The sequence below is a fragment of the Variovorax sp. RO1 genome, assembly GCF_002849325.1.
In the GTDB taxonomy this organism is placed as follows: Bacteria; Pseudomonadota; Gammaproteobacteria; order Burkholderiales; family Burkholderiaceae_C; genus Variovorax.
This window is the reverse complement of sequence record NZ_PKMT01000010.1, coordinates 37,601-57,582: the sequence shown is the minus strand read 5'-3', so window position 1 is coordinate 57,582 and position 19,982 is coordinate 37,601. Positions and strand designations below refer to the sequence as shown.

Sequence of the window (19,982 nt, the reverse complement as noted above, 5' to 3'; positions counted from 1 at the left end):
CCTGATTACTTCTTGTCAGCCGGGGCCGAAGCCGGGCTGGCGGCGGGTGCCGCGGCAGCAGACGCTGCCGGTGCCGCGGGTGCAGCAGCCGCTGGTGCAGCCGCGCCGTTCGGCGCCGGCTTCTGCCAAGGCACTGCCTTCACGGGCGTGCCGGGCGGCATCATCTGCAGGCGCTGGAAGCCGTCGACCATCACCTGTTCGCCGGCCTTCAGGCCGTCGAGCACCACCCACTGGTTGTCCTTGGCGGCGCTGATCTTCACGGTGCGCTGGCTCAGCTTGCCGTCGGCGGCGACCACCGTCACGTGGTCACCCTGCTGGGTGCGCGTGACGGCCTGTTGCGGCACCGTGATGGCGTTCGTCACCTGGGCCTGCTCGAGCTTCACGCGCACGTACAGGCCGGGCAGCAGCTCGCCCTTGGGGTTCGGAATTTCGGCGCGCAGCGTGACCTGGCCCGTGGTCGGGTCGACCGTGAGGTCGGAGAACAGCAGCTTGCCGTCCTGCCCGTAGTCGGTGCCGTCTTCGAGCACCACGCGGATGCTCGCGGCTTCTTCGCCGCTGGCACGCTTGTACTGGCCGGCGGCCACGGCGCGGCGCAGCTTGAGCACGTCGGAGGCCGACTGCGTGAAGTTCACGTACAGCGGGTTGATCTGCTGCACCACGGCCAGCTCGGTGGCATCGCCCTGGCCGACCAGTGCGCCTTCGGTGACCAGCGCGCGGCCGATGCGGCCCGCGATGGGCGACGTGACATCGGCGTAGCCCTGGTTGATCTTGGCGGTCTGCAACAGCGCGCGGTTGGCGGCCACGTCGGCTTCGGCCGTCTTGGCGGAGGCCACGGCCGTCGCGTATTCCTGCTTGCTCACCGCGTTGGCCTCGACCAGCGGCTTGTAGCGGTCGGCCAGTGCCTTGGCCTGCACGGCGTTGGCTTCGGCGCGGGCCAGTGCGGCCTGGGCGTTCTGCGTCGCGGCCACCAGCGGTGCGGGGTCGATGCGGAACAGCAGCTGGCCGGCCTTCACGTCGCTGCCTTCGCGGAACTCGCGCTTGAGCAGGATGCCCGGCGTGCGGGCGCGCACCTGGGCGATGCGCGAGGCTTCGAGGCGGCCGGGCAGCTCGGTCACGAGGCCCACGTCGGTGGGCTTGACCACCACCACGCCGACCTCAGGCGCCGGACGGGCGCCACCGCCACCGCCGCCCGGTCCGGCCGGGGCCTCGCCCTTGCCGCAAGCGGCCAGGAACAGGAGGGAGACGAAGGCCACGGTCGCGAGACGCGGCGAAAACGACAAGGACGGTTGACGCGAGACATGCAGAAGAGGCATGTGATTCCTTTGGTGCGAAGACGGGAGATGGCGCTTTTGCGGGAGAGATCCGTAAACCAGCACGGGCAGGTGGGCCATCCGAGAAGCGCGCTAGTTTACATACATTCATGGATGTATAGTGACAGCCATGCAATGGCCCCACGATACGCAAAGGCCGTTCGCTTTACAAATCAGGAGACTTGGTGGCACGTCGTACGAAGGAAGAAGCACTGGCAACGCGGCATCGATTGCTCGATGCCGCGGAGCTGTTGTTTCAGGCGCAAGGTGTGTCGCAGACCACGCTGCAGCAGATTGCGCAGCAGGCCGGCGCGACCCGGGGTGCCATCTATTGGCACTTCAAGGACAAGGCTGACCTGTTCAACGCCATGATGGAGCGCGTGATCCTGCCTCTGGAAACGCCGCCCAAGAGTGAGGCGCCCGGCGGCAGCGACGACCCGCTGGCCGAGATCGAAGAAGGCATGGTCCACGCGCTGACGCTCATGGTCACCGACCTGCAGGTGCGGCGCGTGTTCGACATCGCGACCCACAAGGTCGAATACACGCATGACATGGCCTCGGTGCAGCAGCGCCACCTCGACGCCCGCAACGCCTGCGTGGTCGATTTCGAAAAGGCCCTGCGGCTGGCCGCGCGGCGCGCCCGCATCAAGCTGCCGATGCCCGGCGCGATGGCGGCGCAGGGCATGCACGCGCTCATCGGCGGGCTGATCCAGAACTGGCTGCTCGACCCCACGGCCTTCGACCTCGTGCCCACTGGCCGGCGCACCTTCCGCGTCTACCTGGCCGGGCTGGGTTTCCCGCGCACGCCGGCCGGTGGCGTCCCGACGGCGCAGGACGCAGAAACCGCCCCCGCCTGATAGGCCATAATGTGTGGCTCCGGTGCATTCCGGAGCACCCCTCTCGCTGTATTTCAACGGATAGAATTCGGCCCTCCGAAGGCTGAGATCCAGGTTCGATTCCTGGCGGCGGGACCACCTTCAAGACCGGAAATTCCGCAAGGGCTTCCGGTTTTTTCACTTCTTCCCCGACCCGGCCTGGCCTTGCAAGACAAGGCCGATCCGGAGATCCGCGTGACCGGGCAGTGACACGCCGTTGCACCCCGTCACACGGACGCATGCATGTAAAAATTCCCCGCATATGGAGCTCTCCGAACTGGACGAAACCAGCCTCGCAGCACACGCCGCCGAATGGCGTCGGCGCGCGCTGCGCGGCGAGAAACAGGCCCGCGGCATCGCACACGCCCTGGAGGCCGAGATGCGCCGCCGCTTCGGCGATTCGATTCCGCCGAGCCAGAGTGCCGACCTGGACACCCGCCCCCTGGCCCTGCGCCAGCCGCCGCGCCCGTGGTGGAAGTTCTGGTGAGCCGGCCGCGCGCTTGCGTCGCCTGATCTGACACCCTCGTAACCGGCCATCGGTTGCAGCGTCCCGCCGGCCCTGACACCATGGCCGCATGGCATACCAACTTCATTACTGGCCCACGATCCAGGGCCGCGGCGAATTCGTGCGACTCGCACTCGAGGCGGCGGGCGCCGACTACGTCGATGTCGCGCGGCTGCCCGCGTCGCAAGGCGGAGGCGAGTCCGCGCTGGGCCAGCGGCTCGGCGACCCTGACAACCCGCGCGCCGCGTTCGCACCGCCGTTTCTCATCGACGGCGACATCGTGGTCGGCCAGACCGCCGCGATCCTGCTGTACCTCGGCCCGAAGCTCGGCCTGGCCGGCATTGGCGAATCCGACGGCCTGTGGACGCACCAGCTACAGCTGACCATCGCCGACGCCGTGGCCGAGGCGCACGACACCCACCACCCGATCTCGACCGGCGACTACTACGAAGACCAGCGCGATGCGGCCTTGCAGCGTGCACAGGCCTTCCGCGAAGCACGCATCCCGAAATTCCTGAACTGGTTCGAGCAGGTGCTGCAGCGCAATCCCTCGGGCGACCTGCACCTCGTCGGCGACGTGCTGACCTACGCCGACCTGTCACTGTTCCAGCTGGTGGATGGGCTGCAGTACGCTTTTCCGAAAGCCGCCGCGCGGGCGCTGGCCGCGACGCCGTCGGTCGCAAAGCTGCACGCCAACATCCGGCGGCGCCAGCGCGTGCACGACTATCTGCAGAGCCCGCGCCGCATCGCGTTCAACGAGGACGGGATCTTTCGGCGCTACGCCGAGCTGGACGGCTGAGGGCTACGCGCCGTCGGTGTCGTCGTCGCTGCCGGCTTCGTTGCGGATGCGCAGTGCCAGCTCATACAGCGTGTTGCGCGGCGCGCCGCTGATCTCTGCGGCCAGCTTCACGGCTGTCTTCACCGGCAGTTCCGCCAGCAGCAGGCGCAGCACGCGTTCGCCTTCCGCGCCGCCGTCACCGCTCACCGCCACGGGGTGCAGCACCAGGGCGAACTCGCCGCGCGTGCGGTCGCGGTCGGCGCTGAACCAGTCGGGCAGTGCGCTGGCGGCCACGGTGGCGATTTCTTCGAACTGCTTGGTGAGCTCGCGGCCCACGGTGATGCGGCGCTCGCCCAGCACGGCGAGTGCGCGTGCCAGGGTTTCGATGCGGTGCGGCGCTTCCAGCAGCACCACGGCGCGCGGCTCTTGTGCGAGCGCCTGCACGGCGGTGTCGCGCTCGCCGGCCTTGGTCGGCAGGAAGCCCGCGAACACGAAGGCGCTGCTGTTGTGTGCGTTGCTCTCGCCGCCGTCGGCCACGAGCCCGGCCGCGCTCACGAGCGTGACGACGCTGCTGGCGCCCGGCAGCGGCAGCACGCGCTGGCCGGCCGCGCGCACGGCGGCGGCCAGGCGCGCGCCGGGGTCGCTCACACCGGGCGTGCCGGCGTCGCTCACGTAGGCGATGCGTTCGCCCTGTGCGAGCCGCGCGACCACGGCCTGCGCGGCCTCGGCCTCGTTGTGCTGATGTACCGCGAGCAGCCGCGCGCCGGGGCGGTCGATGCCGTAGGCACGCAGCAGCGTCTGCGTGTGGCGCGTGTCCTCGCAGGCGATGACGTCCACCAGCTGCAGCACATGCAGCGCACGCAGCGTGATGTCGGCCAGGTTGCCGATCGGCGTGGCGACGACATACAGCGTGCCCTGCGGATAATGCTGCGCGCCCGCGGCGTCGTGCGCGGCCGGCAGGGCGGCGCCGAAGGAAGCAGGGGCGAGTGAAGCCAAGAGGTTTCTCCGTAGGGCAGCGAAAACAAAAAACAGGGCAGGGAGCCATGACGACAAGCACCACGACGACGAAGCATCGCGGCGATGCGGCGGAAGACGCCGCGCTCGACCACCTGCGCCGGGCCGGCCTCGTGCCGGTCGCGCGCAATTATCGAACGCCGGGGCGCGGCGGCGGCGAGGTCGACCTGATCATGCGCGATCCGCGCGACGGCACGCTGGTGTTCGTCGAGGTGCGCCAGCGCAGCGCGGCCTCGCACGGCGGCGCGGGCGGCAGCATCACGGCCGGCAAGCAGCGGCGCATCGTGCTGGCCGCGCGGCATTACCTGGGTCGGTTGCGGTCGCTGCCGCCGTGCCGTTTCGACGTGGTGCTGATCGAGGAGAAAATCACCTGGTTGAAAGCCGCCTTCGATGCCGGCTGACGCACCCGCCAGGGAACTGAAGCCTTCCTGAAGGCTCCACCACACCAACGTCTTGTTTCACGACCCCCAGTTATCATCGCGCCCCATGCTCGAGCAACGGATTCAGCAGCACTTCATTGACAGTGCCGACCTCAAATACCAGACCGGCCCGGTCCTCAGCAAACCCATCTCTCAAGCGATGCAGGCGCTGCTGGCCTGCGTGACCAGCGGCGGCAAGGTGCTGGCCTGCGGGGCCGGCGTGTCGGGCTTGCTGGCCGCGCAGTTCGCCTCCAATTTCGTGGGCCGCTTCGAACGCGAGCGGCCCGAGCTGGGCGCCATCGCGCTGCCCGGCGACACCACCGACCCGGCGGCCGACAGCCCGCAGGCCGCCGATGCCGACCGCTTCGCGCGCCAGGTGCGCGCGCTCGGCCAGGCTGGCGACGTGCTGCTGGTGCTCAGCGCCAGCGGGCATTCGTCCGCGGTGCTGGCCGCCGTGCTCGCCGCGCACGAGCGCGACATGACGGTGGTGGCGCTGCTCGGCAACGCCGCGACCGGCTTGGCAGCGGCCGCGCCAGGTGCCGCAGCCACGGGCGGCACAGGCGGCACGATCGGCCGCGCGCTGCGCGAAACCGACGTCCAGATCAGCGTGCCGCACGAGCGTGCGGCGCGCATTCACGAAATCCACCTGCTCGCGCTGCATTGCCTGTGCGACGGCGTGGATGCCCAGTTACTCGGAGAACAGGAAGTTTCCTCATGACCATGACCAAGGCATCGACCCAACGTTTCGCTCTGGCGCTCACCCTCGGCGCCGCTCTGGTGGCCGGCCTGTCCGCCTGCGTGCCGCTCGTCGTGGGCGGCGCGGCAATGGTGGGCGTGGGCATGGTAGCGACCGACCGCCGCAGCTCGGGCGCGCAGCTCGACGACCAGGGCATCGAGTTGCGTGCCGCGGCCCGCGTGCGCGACATCGCCAACGACAACATGTACGTGAGCGTCACCAGCTTCAACCGCCAGGTGCTGCTGACCGGCGCCGTCGGCAACGACGCCGACCGCCGCCGCGTCGAGGACGAGGTGAGCCGCGTCGTCAACGTGCGCTCGGTGGTCAACGAACTCACCATCGGCGCCCCGAGCACGTTCCAGGACCGCTCGAATGACCTGTACATCACCGGCAAGGTGAAGGCCTCGCTGCTCGACGCCAAGGACATCTTCGCCAACTCCTTCAAGGTCGTGACCGAGCGCAGCACGGTCTACCTGATGGGCATCGCCACCCGGCGCGAGACCGACCGTGCCACCGAGATCACGCGCGGCGTGACCGGCGTGGCGAAGGTGGTGCGCGTGGTCGAGGTGGTGAGCGAGGCCGACCTCGCGGCGAGCCAGGCGGCCAACCAGTCCGGCGCGCAGCGCGGCGGCACGGGCCCGGCGCCCGTCAGCAACGCAACGCCTTCGGCGCCAGCTGCTTCCTCGGGTTCGCGCGTGCCGCTGCCGCCGATGGAGCCGCTGCCCGCACCGGCCGGTGGGGCAACCACCACGCCGGTCCGCTGAAATACAAAAGCCCGCTTCCGCGGGCTTTTTTCATTTGAGCCGGATGATGAGGCTCGACGTGTCCCATCGCCTGCCGCCGGCCTGCTGCACGTCGGCATAGAACTGGTCGACCAGCGCCGTCACCGGCACGCGCGCGCCGTTGCGCTTGGCTTCGTCGAGCACCAGGCCCAGGTCCTTGCGCATCCAGTCGACGGCAAAGCCGTAGTCGAACTTGCCGGCGATCATGGTCTTGCCGCGGTTCTCCATCTGCCAGCTCTGGGCCGCGCCCTTGCTGATGACGCCCAGCACGGCTTCCATGTCGAGGCCGGCGCGCTGGCCGAAGGCGATGGCTTCCGACAGGCCTTGCACCAGCCCCGCAATGGCGATCTGGTTGACCATCTTCGCGAGCTGGCCCGCGCCGCTCTCGCCCAGCAGCGTGACTGCGCGCGAGAAGGCCATGGCGACCGGCTTGATGCGTTCGAACACCGCCGCGTCGCCGCCGCACATCACGGTGAGCGCGCCGTTCTGCGCGCCCGCCTGGCCGCCCGACACCGGGGCGTCGATGAAGTGCAGGCCGCGCGCCAGCGCCGCCTTCGACAGCTCGCGCGCCACGTCGGCCGAGGCCGTGGTGTGGTCGACCAGCACGGCGCCGGGCTTCATGCCGGCCAGGGCGCCGTCATCGCCCAGCACCACCGAGCGCAGGTCGTCGTCGTTGCCGACGCAGCAGAACACGATGTCCGCGCCGGCCGCGGCTTCGCGGGGGGTGGGGGCGTGGCGGCCCGGCGCGCCGAACTCGGCGACCCAGGCCTGCGACTTGGCGGGCGTGCGGTTGTAGACCGTGACCGTGTGGCCGGCCTTGGCCAGGTGCCCGGCCATGGGCCCGCCCATGACGCCGAGGCCGAGAAAGGCCACCGTCTGGGCGGGAACGGATTCGTAGGTGCGGGGGTTGATGCTGCTCATGGCCGACAGCTTAAAGCCAAAGAAAGAAAGCCGGCGCGCCCCGCGGTGCGCCGGCGGTGCTGGCCTCAGACGATCGCGAAGTGCTCGGTGCCGGCCGCCAGGTCGGTGCTGCGCGCGCGCTGGCTGTTGAGCTTGATCTGCAGGCGCAGGTCGTTGGCCGAATCGGCGTTGCGGATCGCTTCTTCGAAGTTGATGGCGTTGCCCTCGAACAGGTCGAACAGCGCCTGGTCGAAGGTCTGCATGCCCAGGTTGCGGCTCTTCTTCATGATCTCCTTGATCTCGCCCACCTCGCCCTTGAAGATCAGGTCGGAGATCAACGGCGTGTTCAGCAGGATCTCGACCGCTGCCACGCGGCCCTGGCCGTCTTCGGTGGGCACCAGCCGCTGCGACACCAGCGAGCGCAGGTTCAGCGACAAGTCCATCAGCAGCTGCGCGCGGCGCTCTTCGGGGAAGAAGTTGATGATGCGGTCGAGCGCCTGGTTCGCGCTGTTGGCGTGCAGCGTGGCCATGCACAGGTGGCCGGTTTCGGCAAAGGCCACGGCGTGCTCCATGGTCTCGCGGTCGCGGATTTCGCCCATCAGGATCACGTCGGGCGCCTGGCGCAGCGTGTTCTTCAGTGCGGCTTCCCAGCTGTCGGTGTCGATGCCCACTTCGCGCTGCGTCACCACGCAGTTCTTGTGCGGGTGCACGAACTCGACCGGGTCTTCCACCGTGACGATGTGGCCGTAGGAGTTTTCGTTGCGCCAGTCGACCATCGCGGCCAGCGTGGTCGACTTGCCCGAGCCCGTGGCGCCCACCAGGATGGTGAGGCCGCGCTTGGTCATCGCCACGTCTTTCAGCACCTGCGGCATGCCCAGCCCGTCGATGGTCGGCAGCTTGGCGGGAATGGTCCGCAGCACCATGCCGACCTTGCCCTGCTGCACGAAGGCGTTCACGCGGAAGCGGCCGATGCCGGTGGGCGAGATCGCGAAGTTGCACTCCTTGGTGCGCTCGAACTCGGCCGTCTGGCGGTCGTTCATGATCGAGCGCGTGAGCGCCAGCGTGTGCTGCGCGCCCAGCGCCTGCTGCGACACCTTGGTGACCTTGCCGTCGACCTTGATGGCCGGCGGGAAGTCGGCGGTGATGAACAGGTCGCTGCCGTTGCGGCTCACCATGAGCTTGAGCAGGTCGTTGATGAACTGGCTGGCTTGATCGCGTTCCATGATGTCTGTGCTCCGGGTGGCTGTTCGAATCAGCCGGGGAAATTCTCGGGAATCTTGGCCTTGCCGCGCGCTTCGGCGGCAGAGATCGTATTGCGGCGCACCAGCTCTGTCAGGTTCTGGTCGAGCGTCTGCATGCCCGAACCCTGGCCGGTCTGGATGGTGGAGTACATCTGCGCGACCTTGGCCTCGCGGATCAGGTTGCGGATGGCCGGCGTGCCCAGCATGATCTCGTGCGCCGCCACGCGGCCCTGGCCGTCCTTGGTCTTGCACAGCGTCTGCGAGATCACGGCCTGCAGCGATTCCGACAGCATCGCGCGGATCATTTCTTTTTCTTCGCCCGGGAACACGTCGATGATCCGGTCGATGGTCTTGGCGGCCGACGAGGTGTGCAGCGTGCCGAACACCAGGTGGCCCGTTTCGGCCGCGGTCATCGCGAGGCGAATGGTCTCGAGGTCGCGCAACTCGCCCACCAGAATCGCGTCCGGGTCTTCACGCAGCGCGGAGCGCAGTGCATTCGAGAACGACAGCGTCATCGGCCCCACTTCACGCTGGTTGATCAGGCACTTCTTCGATTCGTGCACGAACTCGATCGGGTCTTCCACCGTGAGGATGTGGCCGTACTCGTTCTCGTTGAGGTAGTTCACCATCGCCGCCAGCGTGGTCGACTTGCCCGAGCCCGTGGGGCCCGTCACCAGCACCAGCCCGCGCGGCTTGAGTGCGAGTTCGCCGAAAATCTTCGGGGCGTTGAGCTGCTCCAGCGTGAGGATCTTCGAAGGAATGGTCCGGAACACGGCGGCCGCACCGCGCGCCTGGTTGAAGGCGTTCACGCGGAAGCGCGCGAGGCCGTCGATCTCGAACGAGAAGTCGACCTCCAGGAACTCTTCGTAGTGCTTGCGGTGCGTGTCGCTCATGATGTCGTACACCATGGCGTGCACCGCCTTGTGGTCCAGTGCATCGACGTTGATGCGGCGCACGTCGCCGTTCACGCGGATCATCGGCGGCAGGCCGGCCGACAGGTGCAGGTCGGAGGCTTTGTTCTTGACGCTGAACGCCAGCAGTTGGGTGATGTCCACGGGGCTCCTCGGGCAGGCTTTAGTGACGTTTTGATACGAATTCGGAAGATTATGACGATGATTGGCGACGACCTCCAGCAAGTAAGGGCCCGGATCGACCAGGCCTGTACAGACGCCGGGCGCGACCCGGCGGCGGTGCGCCTGCTGGCGGTGTCCAAGACCTTCGGGCCGGAGGCGGTGCGCGAGGCGCACGCGGCGGGCCAGGCGGCGTTCGGCGAAAACTACGTGCAGGAGGGTCTGGACAAGATCGCCGCGCTGGCCGACCTGCGCGCGGAGCTCGAATGGCACTGCATCGGCCCTCTGCAGAGCAACAAGACACGGCCTGTGGCCGAGCAGTTCGACTGGGTCCACAGCATCGACCGCCTGAAGATCGCGGAGCGCCTGTCGGCCCAGCGGCCGGCCCATCTGCCGCCGCTGCAGGTGTGCCTGCAGGTCAACGTGGACGGCGGCGCGAACAAGTCCGGCGTGCCGCCGGAAGACGCTTTGGCGCTCGCGCGCGCTGTGGCGGCCTTGCCACAGCTGCGGCTGCGCGGGCTCATGGCGATCCCCGAACCGGCGGCGGATTTCGCGGCGCAGCGCGAACTCTGCCTGCGCGCGCATGCGGTGTTCGAGGCGATCCGCGCGGCAGGCATCGCGCTGGACACGCTGTCGCTGGGCATGAGCGGGGACCTCGAGGCGGCGGTCAGTGCCGGCAGCACGATGGTCAGGGTGGGGACCGCGATCTTCGGCGGCAGGGCACGCAAGCCGGCCTAGGGCCGGCTCAGACCCCGAGCGGCAAGCGCGCGCTGCTCTTCACCTCTTCCATCACCGCATACGTGCGCGTCTCGCGCACGCCCGGCAGCTGCCACAGCACGGTGCCGGCGAACTCGCGGTAGGCGGCCATGTCGGCCATGCGGGTCTTGAGGAGGTAGTCGAAGCCGCCGGCGACCATGTGGCATTCCATGATCTCGTCGCGCACCTGCACGGCGGCCTTGAACTGGTCGAAGACGTTGGCGGTGGTGCGGTCGAGCAGCACCTCGACGAACACGGTGAAGCCGCGTCCCAGCTTGTAGGGGTCGAGGCGGGCCTCGTAGCCCAGGATGAAGCCGTCGCGCGTGAGGCGCTGCACGCGCGCCAGCACCGCTGTGGGGGAGAGCGCGACGGCCTCCGCCAGCTTGAGGTTGGTGATGCGCCCGTCTTCCTGAAGGATCTTCAGCAGGCGCAGATCGATGCGGTCCAGATCAAGCATTCGAGAATTATCCGGCGCACACATCGATCGACTGCAAAAAATGCGGCCTATTTGCCACGGCCATAGGAGATAGAACCAAGGAAATGCCGTTGGACTACCCTTTCGCAGTCGTTTGGACTACCGAAAGCCGTGGGTCACCGCATTCAGCGCACCGTGGGCGCGCCGGGTGCGGCGGCCTGGCGGCCCGAGAGCTGGTCGACCAGCGCGCCGTAGGCCGGGCCTTCGCGCAGCTTGGTGTAGGCGGCCTGGGCTTCGCGGTAGCCGGGGCGCGACATGTCGGCGCCGGCTTCGCCCGACTGCTGGGCGGCCAGGCCCGAGCGAATCCACAGTTGGGTGTCGGCGGCCACGGCGGCGCGGCTGTTGGCCGAGACGACGACGGGCTCCTGGCCCATGTTTTCGTTGTAGCCCTGGGTGGGCGCGGTCTTCAGCCACTGCTGGGCGTCGGCCGTCACGGCGGCGCGCGTCGTCGACGACGCGAAGGGCGCGGGACGCGGATCGCCTTCGGCGTAGTTGCCGGCAAAGCTCGGCGCGGCCACGAGGCCGAGCAGGGCGGCAACGGCGGCGGTGTTCAGCAGGCGGGTGGTGGAAGACAGCTTCATGTTCGTTCACTCCTTGAGGTGGTTGCTTGGTTGGTGAGAACGACTGTACGAAGCGCATCCACGCGGTCGATAACGTCTGGATGACGGTTTTGTCATGTGCGTATCCACCTGCATCGGGCCGCGTCTTGCGGCAGCGCAAGGGGCCTTCCAACTTCTCTTGCATAACCGCCATCGCGGCATGCATAAGCCATGGCGCACCGCCCGCAGTCGGCATATCGTTGCGCCCATCCATTCCAACCAAGGGATCTTTCATGAACGAGAAACTCTCCTTCGTCAATCCGACGGCCAACAGCCCCTGGGGCACCTATCTGTCGCAGGTCGATCGTGTCGTGCCGTACCTCGGCCCGCTGGCGCGCTGGGTCGAAACCCTCAAGCGTCCCAAGCGTGCGCTGATCGTCGACGTGCCGATCGAGATGGACAACGGCACCATCGCCCACTTCGAGGGCTACCGCGTGCAGCACAACATGAGCCGCGGCCCGGGCAAGGGCGGCGTGCGCTTCCACCCCGACGTCACGCTCGAAGAAGTGATGGCGCTGTCGGCCTGGATGACCATCAAGACCGCGGCCGTCAACCTGCCGTACGGCGGTGCCAAGGGCGGCATCCGCGTCGATCCGAAGAAGCTCTCGCTGCAAGAGCTCGAGAAGGTCACGCGCCGCTACACCAGCGAGATCGGCATCATCATCGGCCCGCACACCGACATCCCCGCGCCCGACGTGAACACCAACGCGCAGATCATGGCGTGGATGATGGACACCTACTCGATGAACACCGGCGGCACTGCCACCGGCGTGGTCACGGGCAAGCCGCTGCACCTGGGCGGTTCGCTGGGCCGCGTGAAGGCCACCGGCCGCGGCGTGTTCGTCACCGGCCGTGAAGCGGCCCGCCGCCTGGGCCTGGACCTGCGCGGCGCGCGCATCGCGGTGCAGGGCTTCGGCAACGTGGGCTCGGTCGCGGCCGAACTCTTCGTGGAGGCCGGCGCCAAGATCGTCGCGGTGCAGGACCACACCGGCACCATCGTGAACACCAACGGCCTCGATTTGGCCCAGCTCGTGCCCATCTCGCGCACCGACGGCGTGGTCGGCTTCAAGGCCGGCGGCGACATCGTGCCGAACGAAGACTTCTGGGATGTGGCCTGCGACATCCTGATCCCGGCCGCCCTCGAAGGCCAGATCACCGCCGAACGGGCCAAGAAGACCACCGCCAAGCTGGTGCTCGAAGGCGCCAACGGCCCGACGGTGCCCGAGGCCGACGACATCCTGGCCGAGCGCGGCGTGCTGGTCGTGCCCGACGTGATCTGCAACGCCGGCGGCGTGACGGTCTCGTACTTCGAATGGGTGCAGGACTTCTCGTCCTTCTTCTGGGACGAGGACGAGATCAACGTGCGCCTGGACCGCATCATGATGAACGCGCTCAACCAGATCTGGGACACGGCCGACAAGCACAAGATCTCGCTGCGCACGGCGACGTATGCGGTGGCCTGCGAGCGCATCCTGATGGCGCGCCAGGAACGCGGCCTCTATCCCTGACGCGATCTCTGGGGCTTTCAGGGCCCTTCGGGAACCCCCGGCCCGCCGGGGGCTCGAAGCAAAGCCGCCGGGTGGTTAGCATCCGGTGTCCTTTCCGCCCTGCCATGCCCCCCACCTCTTCTACTGCTTTCTTCTCTTCGCCGGCCCGCGTGCCGGCGTTTCTGTTCCCGAGCCTGCTGTCGGTGCTCCTGCTGGTCGGCTGCGGCACCTTGGGCACGCGCCAGGCCTACGAGCCCGAAGACTTCGACTCGACCACCACCCACACGCGCAACTACGCCGCCAGCGAGGCGCAGACCTGCGAAGCCGCGCGCCGCGCGCTGCTGAGCCAGGGCTACATGGTCACGGCCGCCAACGCCGACCTGGTGACCGCGCACAAGAGCTTCCAGCCCGCGGCTGAGACGCACGTCGAGGTCGAGTTCCGCGTGGTCTGCGCACGCCAGGGTGGGACCGGCAGCGCTTCGGCCGGACGCAGCACCGTGGCCTTCGCGACGGCATTGCAGGACCGCTACGGCCTGAAGAAGGGCAGCAACTCGGCCAGCCTGGGCGTGGGCGCCATCGGCTCGCTCTCGCTGCCCTTCGGCGGCAGCAACGAGGCGATGGTCAAGGTGGCGAGCCAGACGCTCACCGACGAACGTTTCTACGACCGCTTCTTCACGCTGGTCGAGCGCTTCCTGCAGGGCGGCGGCCCGGACATGCCGGCCGATGCGGCGCCAGCGGACGAGACACCAAAGCCGTCTGCGCGCCCCGCCGCCACCACCTTCCCGGTGTCGCCGTCGCCGAACCGCGGCTAAACACGCAGCGCGCTCAGCGCACCAGCGTCGACTTGCCGAACAGGCTCTCGATGAGCTCCACCGCCACCTCGGCCGTCTGGTTGCGCACGTCGAGCGCGGGGTTGAGTTCCACCACGTCGACCGAGCCGAGCCGCCCGGTGTCGGCGATCATTTCCATGCACAGCTGCATCTCGCGGTAGGTCGGCCCGCCGCGCACGCCCGTGCCCACGCCGGGTGCGTCGGCCGGGTCAAGGCAGTCGAGGTCGAAGCTCACGTGCAGGTGGGTGTCCTCGTCCACGTCCTGCAGCGCCTCGGTCATGGTGGTGCGCATGCCGTTCTCGTCGATGTGACGCATGTCGAACACGGTCAGGTCGAGCGTGCGAATCGCTTTCTTCTCGTCGTCGTCCACGCTGCGGATGCCGATGAAGCGGATGGCGTCGTGCGCCAGCGCCGCGGGCTCGCCGCTCCAGCCCGTGAGGTCCGCGGGCCCGTGGCCCAGCAGGCACGACACGGGCATGCCGTGCAGGTTGCCGCTGGGGCTCGTGGTCTCGGTGTTGACGTCGGAGTGCGCGTCGAGCCACAGCACGCGCAGCTTCTTGCCGCGCTGGCGCGCATGCCAGGCCACGGCGCTGATCGAGCCGATCGCCAGGCAGTGGTCGCCGCCCAGCATCACGGGCACGTGGCCGGCGCCCAGCGCGGTGTCGACGGCGGCGTAGACCGATCGGTTCCACGCGATCACCTCGGTGAGGTGGCGCAGCCCGTTGGCGGGTGGCGCCCACGGCGTGGCCGGGCCCGCGAGGTTGCCGCGGTCGAGCACCGTGAAGCCCTGGCCCGCCAGTGCCTCGGCCAGGCCCGCCACGCGCAGCGCGTCGGGCCCCATGCCCGCGCCGCGCACGCTGGCGCCGATGTCGGTCGGTGCGCCGATCAGTTCGAGGGTGGTGGTGACGGTGACGGCGGTGCTGCTGCTGCTGCTGCTGTTCATGTCGGTCTCCCGATGTGGTGCCAGAGGTAGGCGTAGCCGAGCGCATCCATGAAGGCGGACGCCTTGTTGTCCGCGGCGGCGCTGTGGCCGCCTTCCATGTTTTCGTAGAAGCTGCTGTCGTGCCCGAGTGCGAGCAGCTTCGCGTGCATCTTGCGCGCATGCACCGGCCCCACGCGGTCGTCGCGCGTGGAGGTGGTGAAAAGCGCGGGCGGGTAGGGCGTGCCGGCCTTGGCGTTCTCGTAGGGCGAGAAGGTCTGGATGAATTCCCATTCGTCGGGCTGTTCCGGGTCGCCGTATTCCGCGATCCATGAGGCACCGGCCGACAGCTGCGTGTAGCGCTTCATGTCGAGCAGCGCCACTTCGCTCACGATGGCGCCGTACAGCTGCGGGTACAGCGTGAGCATGTTGCCCATGAGCAGGCCGCCGTTGCTGCCGCCCATGGCGCCCAGGTGCGCGGGCGAGGTGATGCCGCGCGCGAACAGGTCTTGCGACACGGCCGCGAAATCTTCGCAGGTGCGCAGGCGGTTCTCCTGCAGCGCGGCCTGGTGCCAGCGCGGGCCGTACTCACCGCCGCCGCGGATGTTCGCCACCACGTACACGCCGCCACGTTCGAGCCAGGAGCGGCCGATGCCGCCGCTGTAGCTCGGCTCCAGCGAGATCTCGAAGCCGCCGTAGGCGTACTGCAGCGTGGGATTCGTGCCGTCGGCCACGAGGTCCTTGGCGGCGATCTCGAAGTAGGGCACGCGCGTGCCGTCCGCCGAGGTCGCGAAATGCTGGCTCACGCGAAAGCGCGAGGCGTCGAAGAAGCCGGGGCTGTGCTTCAGCGGCTGCGGCTCGCCCTGGCCGAGGGTGCCGATGTACAGCGTGGTCGGCTGCAGGAAACCGCTCACGGTCAGGAAGTAGTCGTCGCTCTCGGTCTCGTCGATGCCGCCGGCCGCCACGCACGAGAGCGCGGGCGCGCCGCCCAGGCTGTCGCGCGCCCAGTCGCCCAGGCCGTCGGCCGGCGGCGTGAGCACTTCGAGCCGGTTCACCACGTCGTGCATCACGTTGAGAATGAGGTGGTGGCGCGTCCATGAGTAGTCGTCGAGCGCGGTCGTGTCGTCGGGCTCGAACAGCAGCGTGAGCTCGCGCGCGCCGGCCATGTAGTCGTCGAAGCGCGCGGCCAGCAGCGAGCCGGCGGTGTAGGTGCGGCCGGCCACGGTCCAGTCTTCGCGCGGCTCGATCAGCAGCCACTCGCGCGTGACGCCGGTGTTGGCGTCGTCGGGCACGTCGAGCTTGGCGAGCGTGCCATCGGGCGCGCGCAGCCAGGTTTCGCTGTCGTAGAAGTCGATCTGGCGCGAGACGAAATCGCGCTCGAAGCCGGGCGTGTGATCGCTCCAGGCGCTCACCGACATGTCTTCGTGCGCGCCTTCGTACACGGTGACGGCCTCGGACAGCGGCGTGCCGCGCCGCCATTGCTTCACGAGGCGCGGGTAGCTCGAACTGGTCATGGAGCCGGGGCCGAAATCGGTGCCCACGTAGAGGTGGTCGATGTCTTTCCAGGTGACGTGGTTCTTTGCCTCGGGCAGCGTGAAGCCGCCTTCGACGAAGGTCATGTTCACCAGATCGAACTCGCGCACCACATCGGCATCGGCGCCGCCGCGCGACAGCGAGATCAGGCAGCGTTCGTAGGCAGGCTCCAGGCAGTCGGCACCGTGCCAGACCCAGTTCTCGCCGTCTTCCGCGGCCAGCGCGTCGAGGTCGAGCACGGTCTCCCAGTCGGGCTCGGGCGTGCGGTACTCGGCGAGCGTGGTGCGGCGCCACAGGCCCTTGGGGTGCGCCTTGTCGCGCCAGAAGTTGTAGTACAGCGGCCCGATCTTGCTGACCATCGGAATGCGCGCGTCCGAGTCGAGCACCTCGAGCAGGCCCTGCTCGATCGCCTGGAAGTCGGGCGACTGCGCATGGGTGTGAACGGTGCGTGCATTCTGCTGGCGAGCCCAGTCCAGAGCGGCTTCGCCGTCGATGTCTTCGAGCCAGAGGTTGTCGTCGTTGTCGTGCGCAGAGGTCATGCGGCACAGTGTACGAAGCCCCCGTGACCGCACCCGCCTGTGAGCAGTTGTTGCGGCCCGCGAAGTGCGTTGATTTTTTCATTACAAGTGGACGCGCATCCCCGCAAAGCTTGGGACAAACCCCTGTCTCGCGCGTGCCTTCCCCCGGTGGAAACACTGAAGAAGCGAAGGCCCACGAACGCCATGCCCACGGTATCCTGCCGAACGGCGCTTGCCCCAACGAGGAGAACCACACATGAAACACCTGAGCGGTCTTGATGCCACCTTCCTGCACCTGGAAACCCCCGAGATGCCGATGCACGTGGGCTCGCTCAACGTGCTGGATCTGCCCAAGGGCTACAAGGGCGACTTCTACGAAGACGCCAAGGCGTTCATGGCCAGCCGCATCCACCTGGCCGATGTGTTCACGCGCAAGCTCGCGCTGATGCCCTTCGACATGTCCAACCCCGTCTGGGTGGACGACGACGACATCGACATCGACTACCACGTGCGCCACATCACGCTGCCCAAGCCCGGCACCAACCGCCAGCTGCAGCAGTACGTGGCGCGGTTGCATTCCACGCTCATCGACCGCAGCCGCCCGATGTGGGAGTTCTTCATCATCGACGGCCTGCAGAGCGGCCAGGTGGCGCTGTACACCAAGGTGCACCATGCGGGCATCGACGGGCAGGCCGGCGTGGAAGTGGGCAAGGCCATCTTCGACCTGGAGGCCACGGGCCGCGTGATCAAGCCGCCGCGCTCGCGCCCGCGCAGCAGCGGCTACCAGCTGGGCATGGCCGAACTCGCCACGGCCGCGCTGCGCAACACGGCGCAGCAGTACGTGAAGCTCTTCAAGATGGCGCCGGCCATCGCACGCGCCATCGGCGGCCTGGCCAAGCCCGACGAGAAGGCGGCCGACAAGGCCGCGGCCGCCGCGCCGAAGAAGTTCAACCTCTTCGCGCCGCGCACCTCGCTCAACGTATCGATCACCAACCAGCGCACCTTCGCGGGCCGCACCATCTCGCTGGCCGAGACCAAGTACATCGCCAAGCACTTCGGCGTGACGCTCAACGACGTGGTGCTGGGCACCGTGGCCGGCGCGCTGCGCCACTACCTGGCCGACAACAACGAGCTGCCGGCCAAGCCGCTGGTGGCCGGCGTGCCGGTGAGCCTGCGCGAGGCCGGCGACCAGACGGCCAACAACCAGGCCAGCATGATCCTCGTGAGCCTGGCCACCGACATCACCGACCCGGTGCAGCGGCTGAAGGCGATCAACACCTCGTCGAACAGCTCCAAGTCGACGATGAACCGCTTCAAGGCCGTGATCCTGGACGATTTCCCGACCTTCGCCGCGCCCTGGCTGATGTCGGGCATTGCGTCGATGGTGGGGCGCTCGGGCATCGTCAACCTGCTGCCGCCGGCGGCCAACGTGGCCGTCTCGAACGTGGCGGGCGCGCCGTTCCCGATGTACTTCGCGGGCGCGCTGGTCACCTGCTACTACCCCGTGTCGATCGCCAGCCACGGCACGGCGCTCAACGTCACCGTGCAGAGCTACAACGGCCGCATGGACTACGGCCTGATCGCCTGCCGCCGTGCCGTGCCCGACATCACCGAGATCGGCGACTACCTGCTGGCCGAGCACAAGCTGCTGATGGCGCTCACCGAGAAGCACCCGTCCGCTGCCGGTGCGACGGCTGCGCCCAAGCCCGTGGCCGCGCCTGCGCCGGAAGAAAAAGAAGAAGCCAAGGCCGCAGCTCCTGCCCGCAAGCCGGCCGCGCGCAAGAAGGCGCCGGTGAAGGCTGTCGCAGCCAAGAAGAAGGCGCCCGCCAAGGCCGCACCGGTGAAGGCGGCCGCGAAGAAAGCCCCTGCCAAGAAGGCCGCGGTGAAGAAGGCGGCACCCCGGCCCGCGGCCCGCAAGGCCGCCGCATCGCCCCGCGCCGCTGCGGCATGATCGACAGGCGGGCCCGGCCTGGGCAAAAAATTGGGGCAGTTGGACTAGTTTTCCGACCGTTCTAGTTTTCCAGGCCTAGGCCTTGCGGAAGATGATTGGCCCATCGCGATTCCCCGCGAGCCCATCAACTTCAAGGAAATCTCACATGTCCACGCAAACCAACATCGCTTCCGCCGCCATCCACGTCGTCGGCCAGTACAACGACGCCGGCAAGACCCTGGTCGGTGCCTACCGCACCGGCGTGCAGCGCCTGCTGGGCGGTGCCGCTTCGCGTTACAGCGAGTTCCTGGGCAACCGCCAGATTCCGTTGGTGAGCGAGCAGATCAAGGCCAACCTGATCGGCGCGCAAGAGAAGGTGCATGGTTTCCTGTCGAACCGCCTGGACATCGACACCAGCCGCATCGTGAACGCGATGGACCGCGTCGCTGCCGGCACCACCAGCGGCATCGAAACCGTCGCCAACCGCGTCGCCCAGATCGAATCGCCCGCTGCCACCACCGTGCTGAACGCCCTATCGACCGTGAACCAGCCCTTCGCCACCGTGTCGGTGCAAATCGCTGACCGCATCGTCGCCGGCACCAAGCAGATCGAAGCCCGTGTGAGCGGCACCGAAGAAGCCGCCGCCCCCGTGCGCACCGTGAAGGCCAAGGTCGCTGCGGCCAAGAAGCCGGTTCGTCGCGCTGCCCGCAAGGCGGCCTGATCCCGGGGCGCTGACCGCGCCCTTTTTCATTTCTACCGCCCCTGGAGCACCACCGCATGGCGACCCGTCCCGATGACACTGCAAAGTTGAAGAAGAGGGCGGCGCCTGCGAAGAAGGCTCCGGCGGCCAAGAAGAAAGCCGCGCCCCGCAAGGCGGCGCCGGCTGCGAAAACACCGCCTGCAGACACTGCTGCTGCGGGCACCAACAAGGCCGAAGCGCTGCTGCGCGCCGGCCTCAAGGCGCTGGACAACGTGCGCAACGACGTCGCCAAGCGCCAGGCCAACGTGATCGAAGGCCTGCTCGGCATCGGGCAGGGCAAGGCCGACGCAGCGGGTGCCAAGGCGGCGCTGACGCGCGGCTTCCCCAGCCTCGACACCTTCGGCATCCGCAAGTTCGAGGACGTGTTCGACCAGCGTGTCGCCACCGCCCTGCAACGCCTGGGCATGCCCAGCGCCGACGAGGTGCAGGCGCTGCGCGACGAGGTGGCGCTGTTGCGCGAACGCCTCGCGACACTCGAGAAACCGTCCGGCCCACGCGCCAGTTCAAGCGGCTCCGGCGGCAAGCGCTGAGCGGCACACAACGCA

Annotated in this window: 21 protein-coding genes and 1 tRNA gene; 13 read left to right on the top strand and 9 right to left on the bottom strand. The window is 68.3% G+C overall.

Going from position 1 to position 19,982, the window contains the following annotated elements; all coding sequences use genetic code 11:
* Positions 1-5: 5 nt before the first annotated feature.
* Positions 6-1,313, bottom strand: a complete 1,308-nt coding sequence (locus tag CY658_RS30985) for an efflux RND transporter periplasmic adaptor subunit (RefSeq protein WP_101493818.1) — start codon at positions 1,311-1,313, stop codon at positions 6-8.
* 179 nt (positions 1,314-1,492) lie between these two features.
* Between CY658_RS30985 and CY658_RS30980 the strand changes: the two genes are divergently transcribed.
* The 4 genes from CY658_RS30980 to CY658_RS30965 all read left to right on the top strand — a co-directional run bounded on the left by CY658_RS30980 (position 1,493) and on the right by CY658_RS30965 (position 3,489).
* Positions 1,493-2,167 carry a TetR family transcriptional regulator gene (locus tag CY658_RS30980; RefSeq protein ID WP_101493817.1) on the top strand — a complete coding sequence of 225 codons (675 nt, stop codon included), beginning with the start codon at positions 1,493-1,495 and terminating at the stop codon, positions 2,165-2,167.
* A gap of 42 nt (positions 2,168-2,209) precedes the next feature.
* A tRNA-Arg gene (locus CY658_RS30975) sits at positions 2,210-2,284 on the top strand.
* Positions 2,285-2,447: 163 nt separating this feature from the next.
* Complete coding sequence (locus tag CY658_RS30970; protein ID WP_101493816.1) at positions 2,448-2,672, top strand: hypothetical protein; 225 nt, start codon at positions 2,448-2,450, stop codon at positions 2,670-2,672.
* Between the two features lie 88 nt (positions 2,673-2,760).
* Entirely contained in the window at positions 2,761-3,489 is a 729-nt protein-coding gene (locus tag CY658_RS30965) for a glutathione S-transferase (protein WP_101493815.1), read from the top strand.
* Between the two features lie 3 nt (positions 3,490-3,492).
* Here the strand turns inward: CY658_RS30965 and rsmI are convergent, their stop codons facing one another.
* Positions 3,493-4,464: a 16S rRNA (cytidine(1402)-2'-O)-methyltransferase gene (gene rsmI / locus CY658_RS30960; protein WP_095746992.1), complete on the bottom strand. Its 972-nt coding sequence runs from the start codon at positions 4,462-4,464 to the stop codon at positions 3,493-3,495.
* A 47-nt stretch (positions 4,465-4,511) separates the two neighbouring features.
* Here rsmI and CY658_RS30955 point away from each other — a divergent pair, with 47 nt between their 5' ends.
* The 3 genes from CY658_RS30955 (at position 4,512) to CY658_RS30945 (ending at position 6,401) form a co-directional block, all read left to right on the top strand.
* A complete protein-coding gene (locus tag CY658_RS30955; RefSeq protein WP_101493814.1) occupies positions 4,512-4,883 on the top strand; it encodes a YraN family protein in 372 nt (123 codons plus the stop codon).
* A gap of 85 nt (positions 4,884-4,968) precedes the next feature.
* Complete coding sequence (locus tag CY658_RS30950; protein WP_099793368.1) at positions 4,969-5,619, top strand: SIS domain-containing protein; 651 nt, start codon at positions 4,969-4,971, stop codon at positions 5,617-5,619.
* Entirely contained in the window at positions 5,616-6,401 is a 786-nt protein-coding gene (locus tag CY658_RS30945; protein WP_180839091.1) for a BON domain-containing protein, read from the top strand. Before CY658_RS30950 ends, CY658_RS30945 begins: the two co-directional genes overlap by 4 nt.
* A 30-nt stretch (positions 6,402-6,431) precedes the next feature.
* On the opposite strand, the gene CY658_RS30940 is transcribed toward CY658_RS30945, so the two are convergent.
* From CY658_RS30940 to CY658_RS30930, 3 genes are all read right to left on the bottom strand, one after another.
* Entirely contained in the window at positions 6,432-7,340 is a 909-nt protein-coding gene (locus CY658_RS30940; RefSeq protein WP_101493813.1) for an NAD(P)-dependent oxidoreductase, read from the bottom strand.
* Positions 7,341-7,405: 65 nt separating this feature from the next.
* Positions 7,406-8,542 (bottom strand): PilT/PilU family type 4a pilus ATPase, encoded by a 1,137-nt coding sequence (locus CY658_RS30935; RefSeq protein ID WP_101493812.1) that lies wholly within the window; start codon positions 8,540-8,542, stop codon positions 7,406-7,408.
* 29 nt (positions 8,543-8,571) lie between these two features.
* On the bottom strand, positions 8,572-9,615 hold the full coding sequence (locus CY658_RS30930) for a type IV pilus twitching motility protein PilT (protein WP_056576373.1): 1,044 nt from the start codon (positions 9,613-9,615) through the stop codon (positions 8,572-8,574).
* Between the two features lie 51 nt (positions 9,616-9,666).
* Here CY658_RS30930 and CY658_RS30925 point away from each other — a divergent pair, with 51 nt between their 5' ends.
* A complete protein-coding gene (locus tag CY658_RS30925) occupies positions 9,667-10,368 on the top strand; it encodes a YggS family pyridoxal phosphate-dependent enzyme (RefSeq protein ID WP_101493811.1) in 702 nt (233 codons plus the stop codon).
* Positions 10,369-10,375: 7 nt separating this feature from the next.
* Here the strand turns inward: CY658_RS30925 and CY658_RS30920 are convergent, their stop codons facing one another.
* A complete protein-coding gene (locus CY658_RS30920) occupies positions 10,376-10,843 on the bottom strand; it encodes an Lrp/AsnC ligand binding domain-containing protein (protein WP_062478450.1) in 468 nt (155 codons plus the stop codon).
* Between the two features lie 143 nt (positions 10,844-10,986).
* Positions 10,987-11,442 carry a hypothetical protein gene (locus CY658_RS30915; RefSeq protein ID WP_099793336.1) on the bottom strand — a complete coding sequence of 152 codons (456 nt, stop codon included), beginning with the start codon at positions 11,440-11,442 and terminating at the stop codon, positions 10,987-10,989.
* A gap of 251 nt (positions 11,443-11,693) precedes the next feature.
* Here CY658_RS30915 and CY658_RS30910 point away from each other — a divergent pair, with 251 nt between their 5' ends.
* Positions 11,694-12,968 (top strand): Glu/Leu/Phe/Val family dehydrogenase, encoded by a 1,275-nt coding sequence (locus CY658_RS30910; protein WP_099793335.1) that lies wholly within the window; start codon positions 11,694-11,696, stop codon positions 12,966-12,968.
* A gap of 104 nt (positions 12,969-13,072) precedes the next feature.
* On the top strand, positions 13,073-13,759 hold the full coding sequence (locus CY658_RS30905; RefSeq protein WP_101493810.1) for a DUF2242 domain-containing protein: 687 nt from the start codon (positions 13,073-13,075) through the stop codon (positions 13,757-13,759).
* Between the two features lie 13 nt (positions 13,760-13,772).
* Here the strand turns inward: CY658_RS30905 and rocF are convergent, their stop codons facing one another.
* Complete coding sequence (rocF, locus tag CY658_RS30900) at positions 13,773-14,720, bottom strand: arginase (protein ID WP_101493809.1); 948 nt, start codon at positions 14,718-14,720, stop codon at positions 13,773-13,775.
* On the bottom strand, positions 14,717-16,768 hold the full coding sequence (locus tag CY658_RS30895) for a prolyl oligopeptidase family serine peptidase (protein ID WP_101493808.1): 2,052 nt from the start codon (positions 16,766-16,768) through the stop codon (positions 14,717-14,719). The genes rocF and CY658_RS30895 overlap by 4 nt, the downstream gene beginning before the upstream one ends.
* 235 nt (positions 16,769-17,003) lie before the next feature.
* Between CY658_RS30895 and CY658_RS30890 the strand changes: the two genes are divergently transcribed.
* From CY658_RS30890 to CY658_RS30880, 3 genes are all read left to right on the top strand, one after another.
* Positions 17,004-18,698, top strand: a complete 1,695-nt coding sequence (locus CY658_RS30890; RefSeq protein ID WP_101493807.1) for a WS/DGAT/MGAT family O-acyltransferase — start codon at positions 17,004-17,006, stop codon at positions 18,696-18,698.
* A 145-nt stretch (positions 18,699-18,843) separates the two neighbouring features.
* Positions 18,844-19,398, top strand: a complete 555-nt coding sequence (locus CY658_RS30885; protein WP_099793325.1) for a hypothetical protein — start codon at positions 18,844-18,846, stop codon at positions 19,396-19,398.
* A gap of 56 nt (positions 19,399-19,454) precedes the next feature.
* On the top strand, positions 19,455-19,967 hold the full coding sequence (locus CY658_RS30880) for a phasin family protein (RefSeq protein WP_101493806.1): 513 nt from the start codon (positions 19,455-19,457) through the stop codon (positions 19,965-19,967).
* The last annotated feature ends 15 nt before the right edge of the window (positions 19,968-19,982 follow it).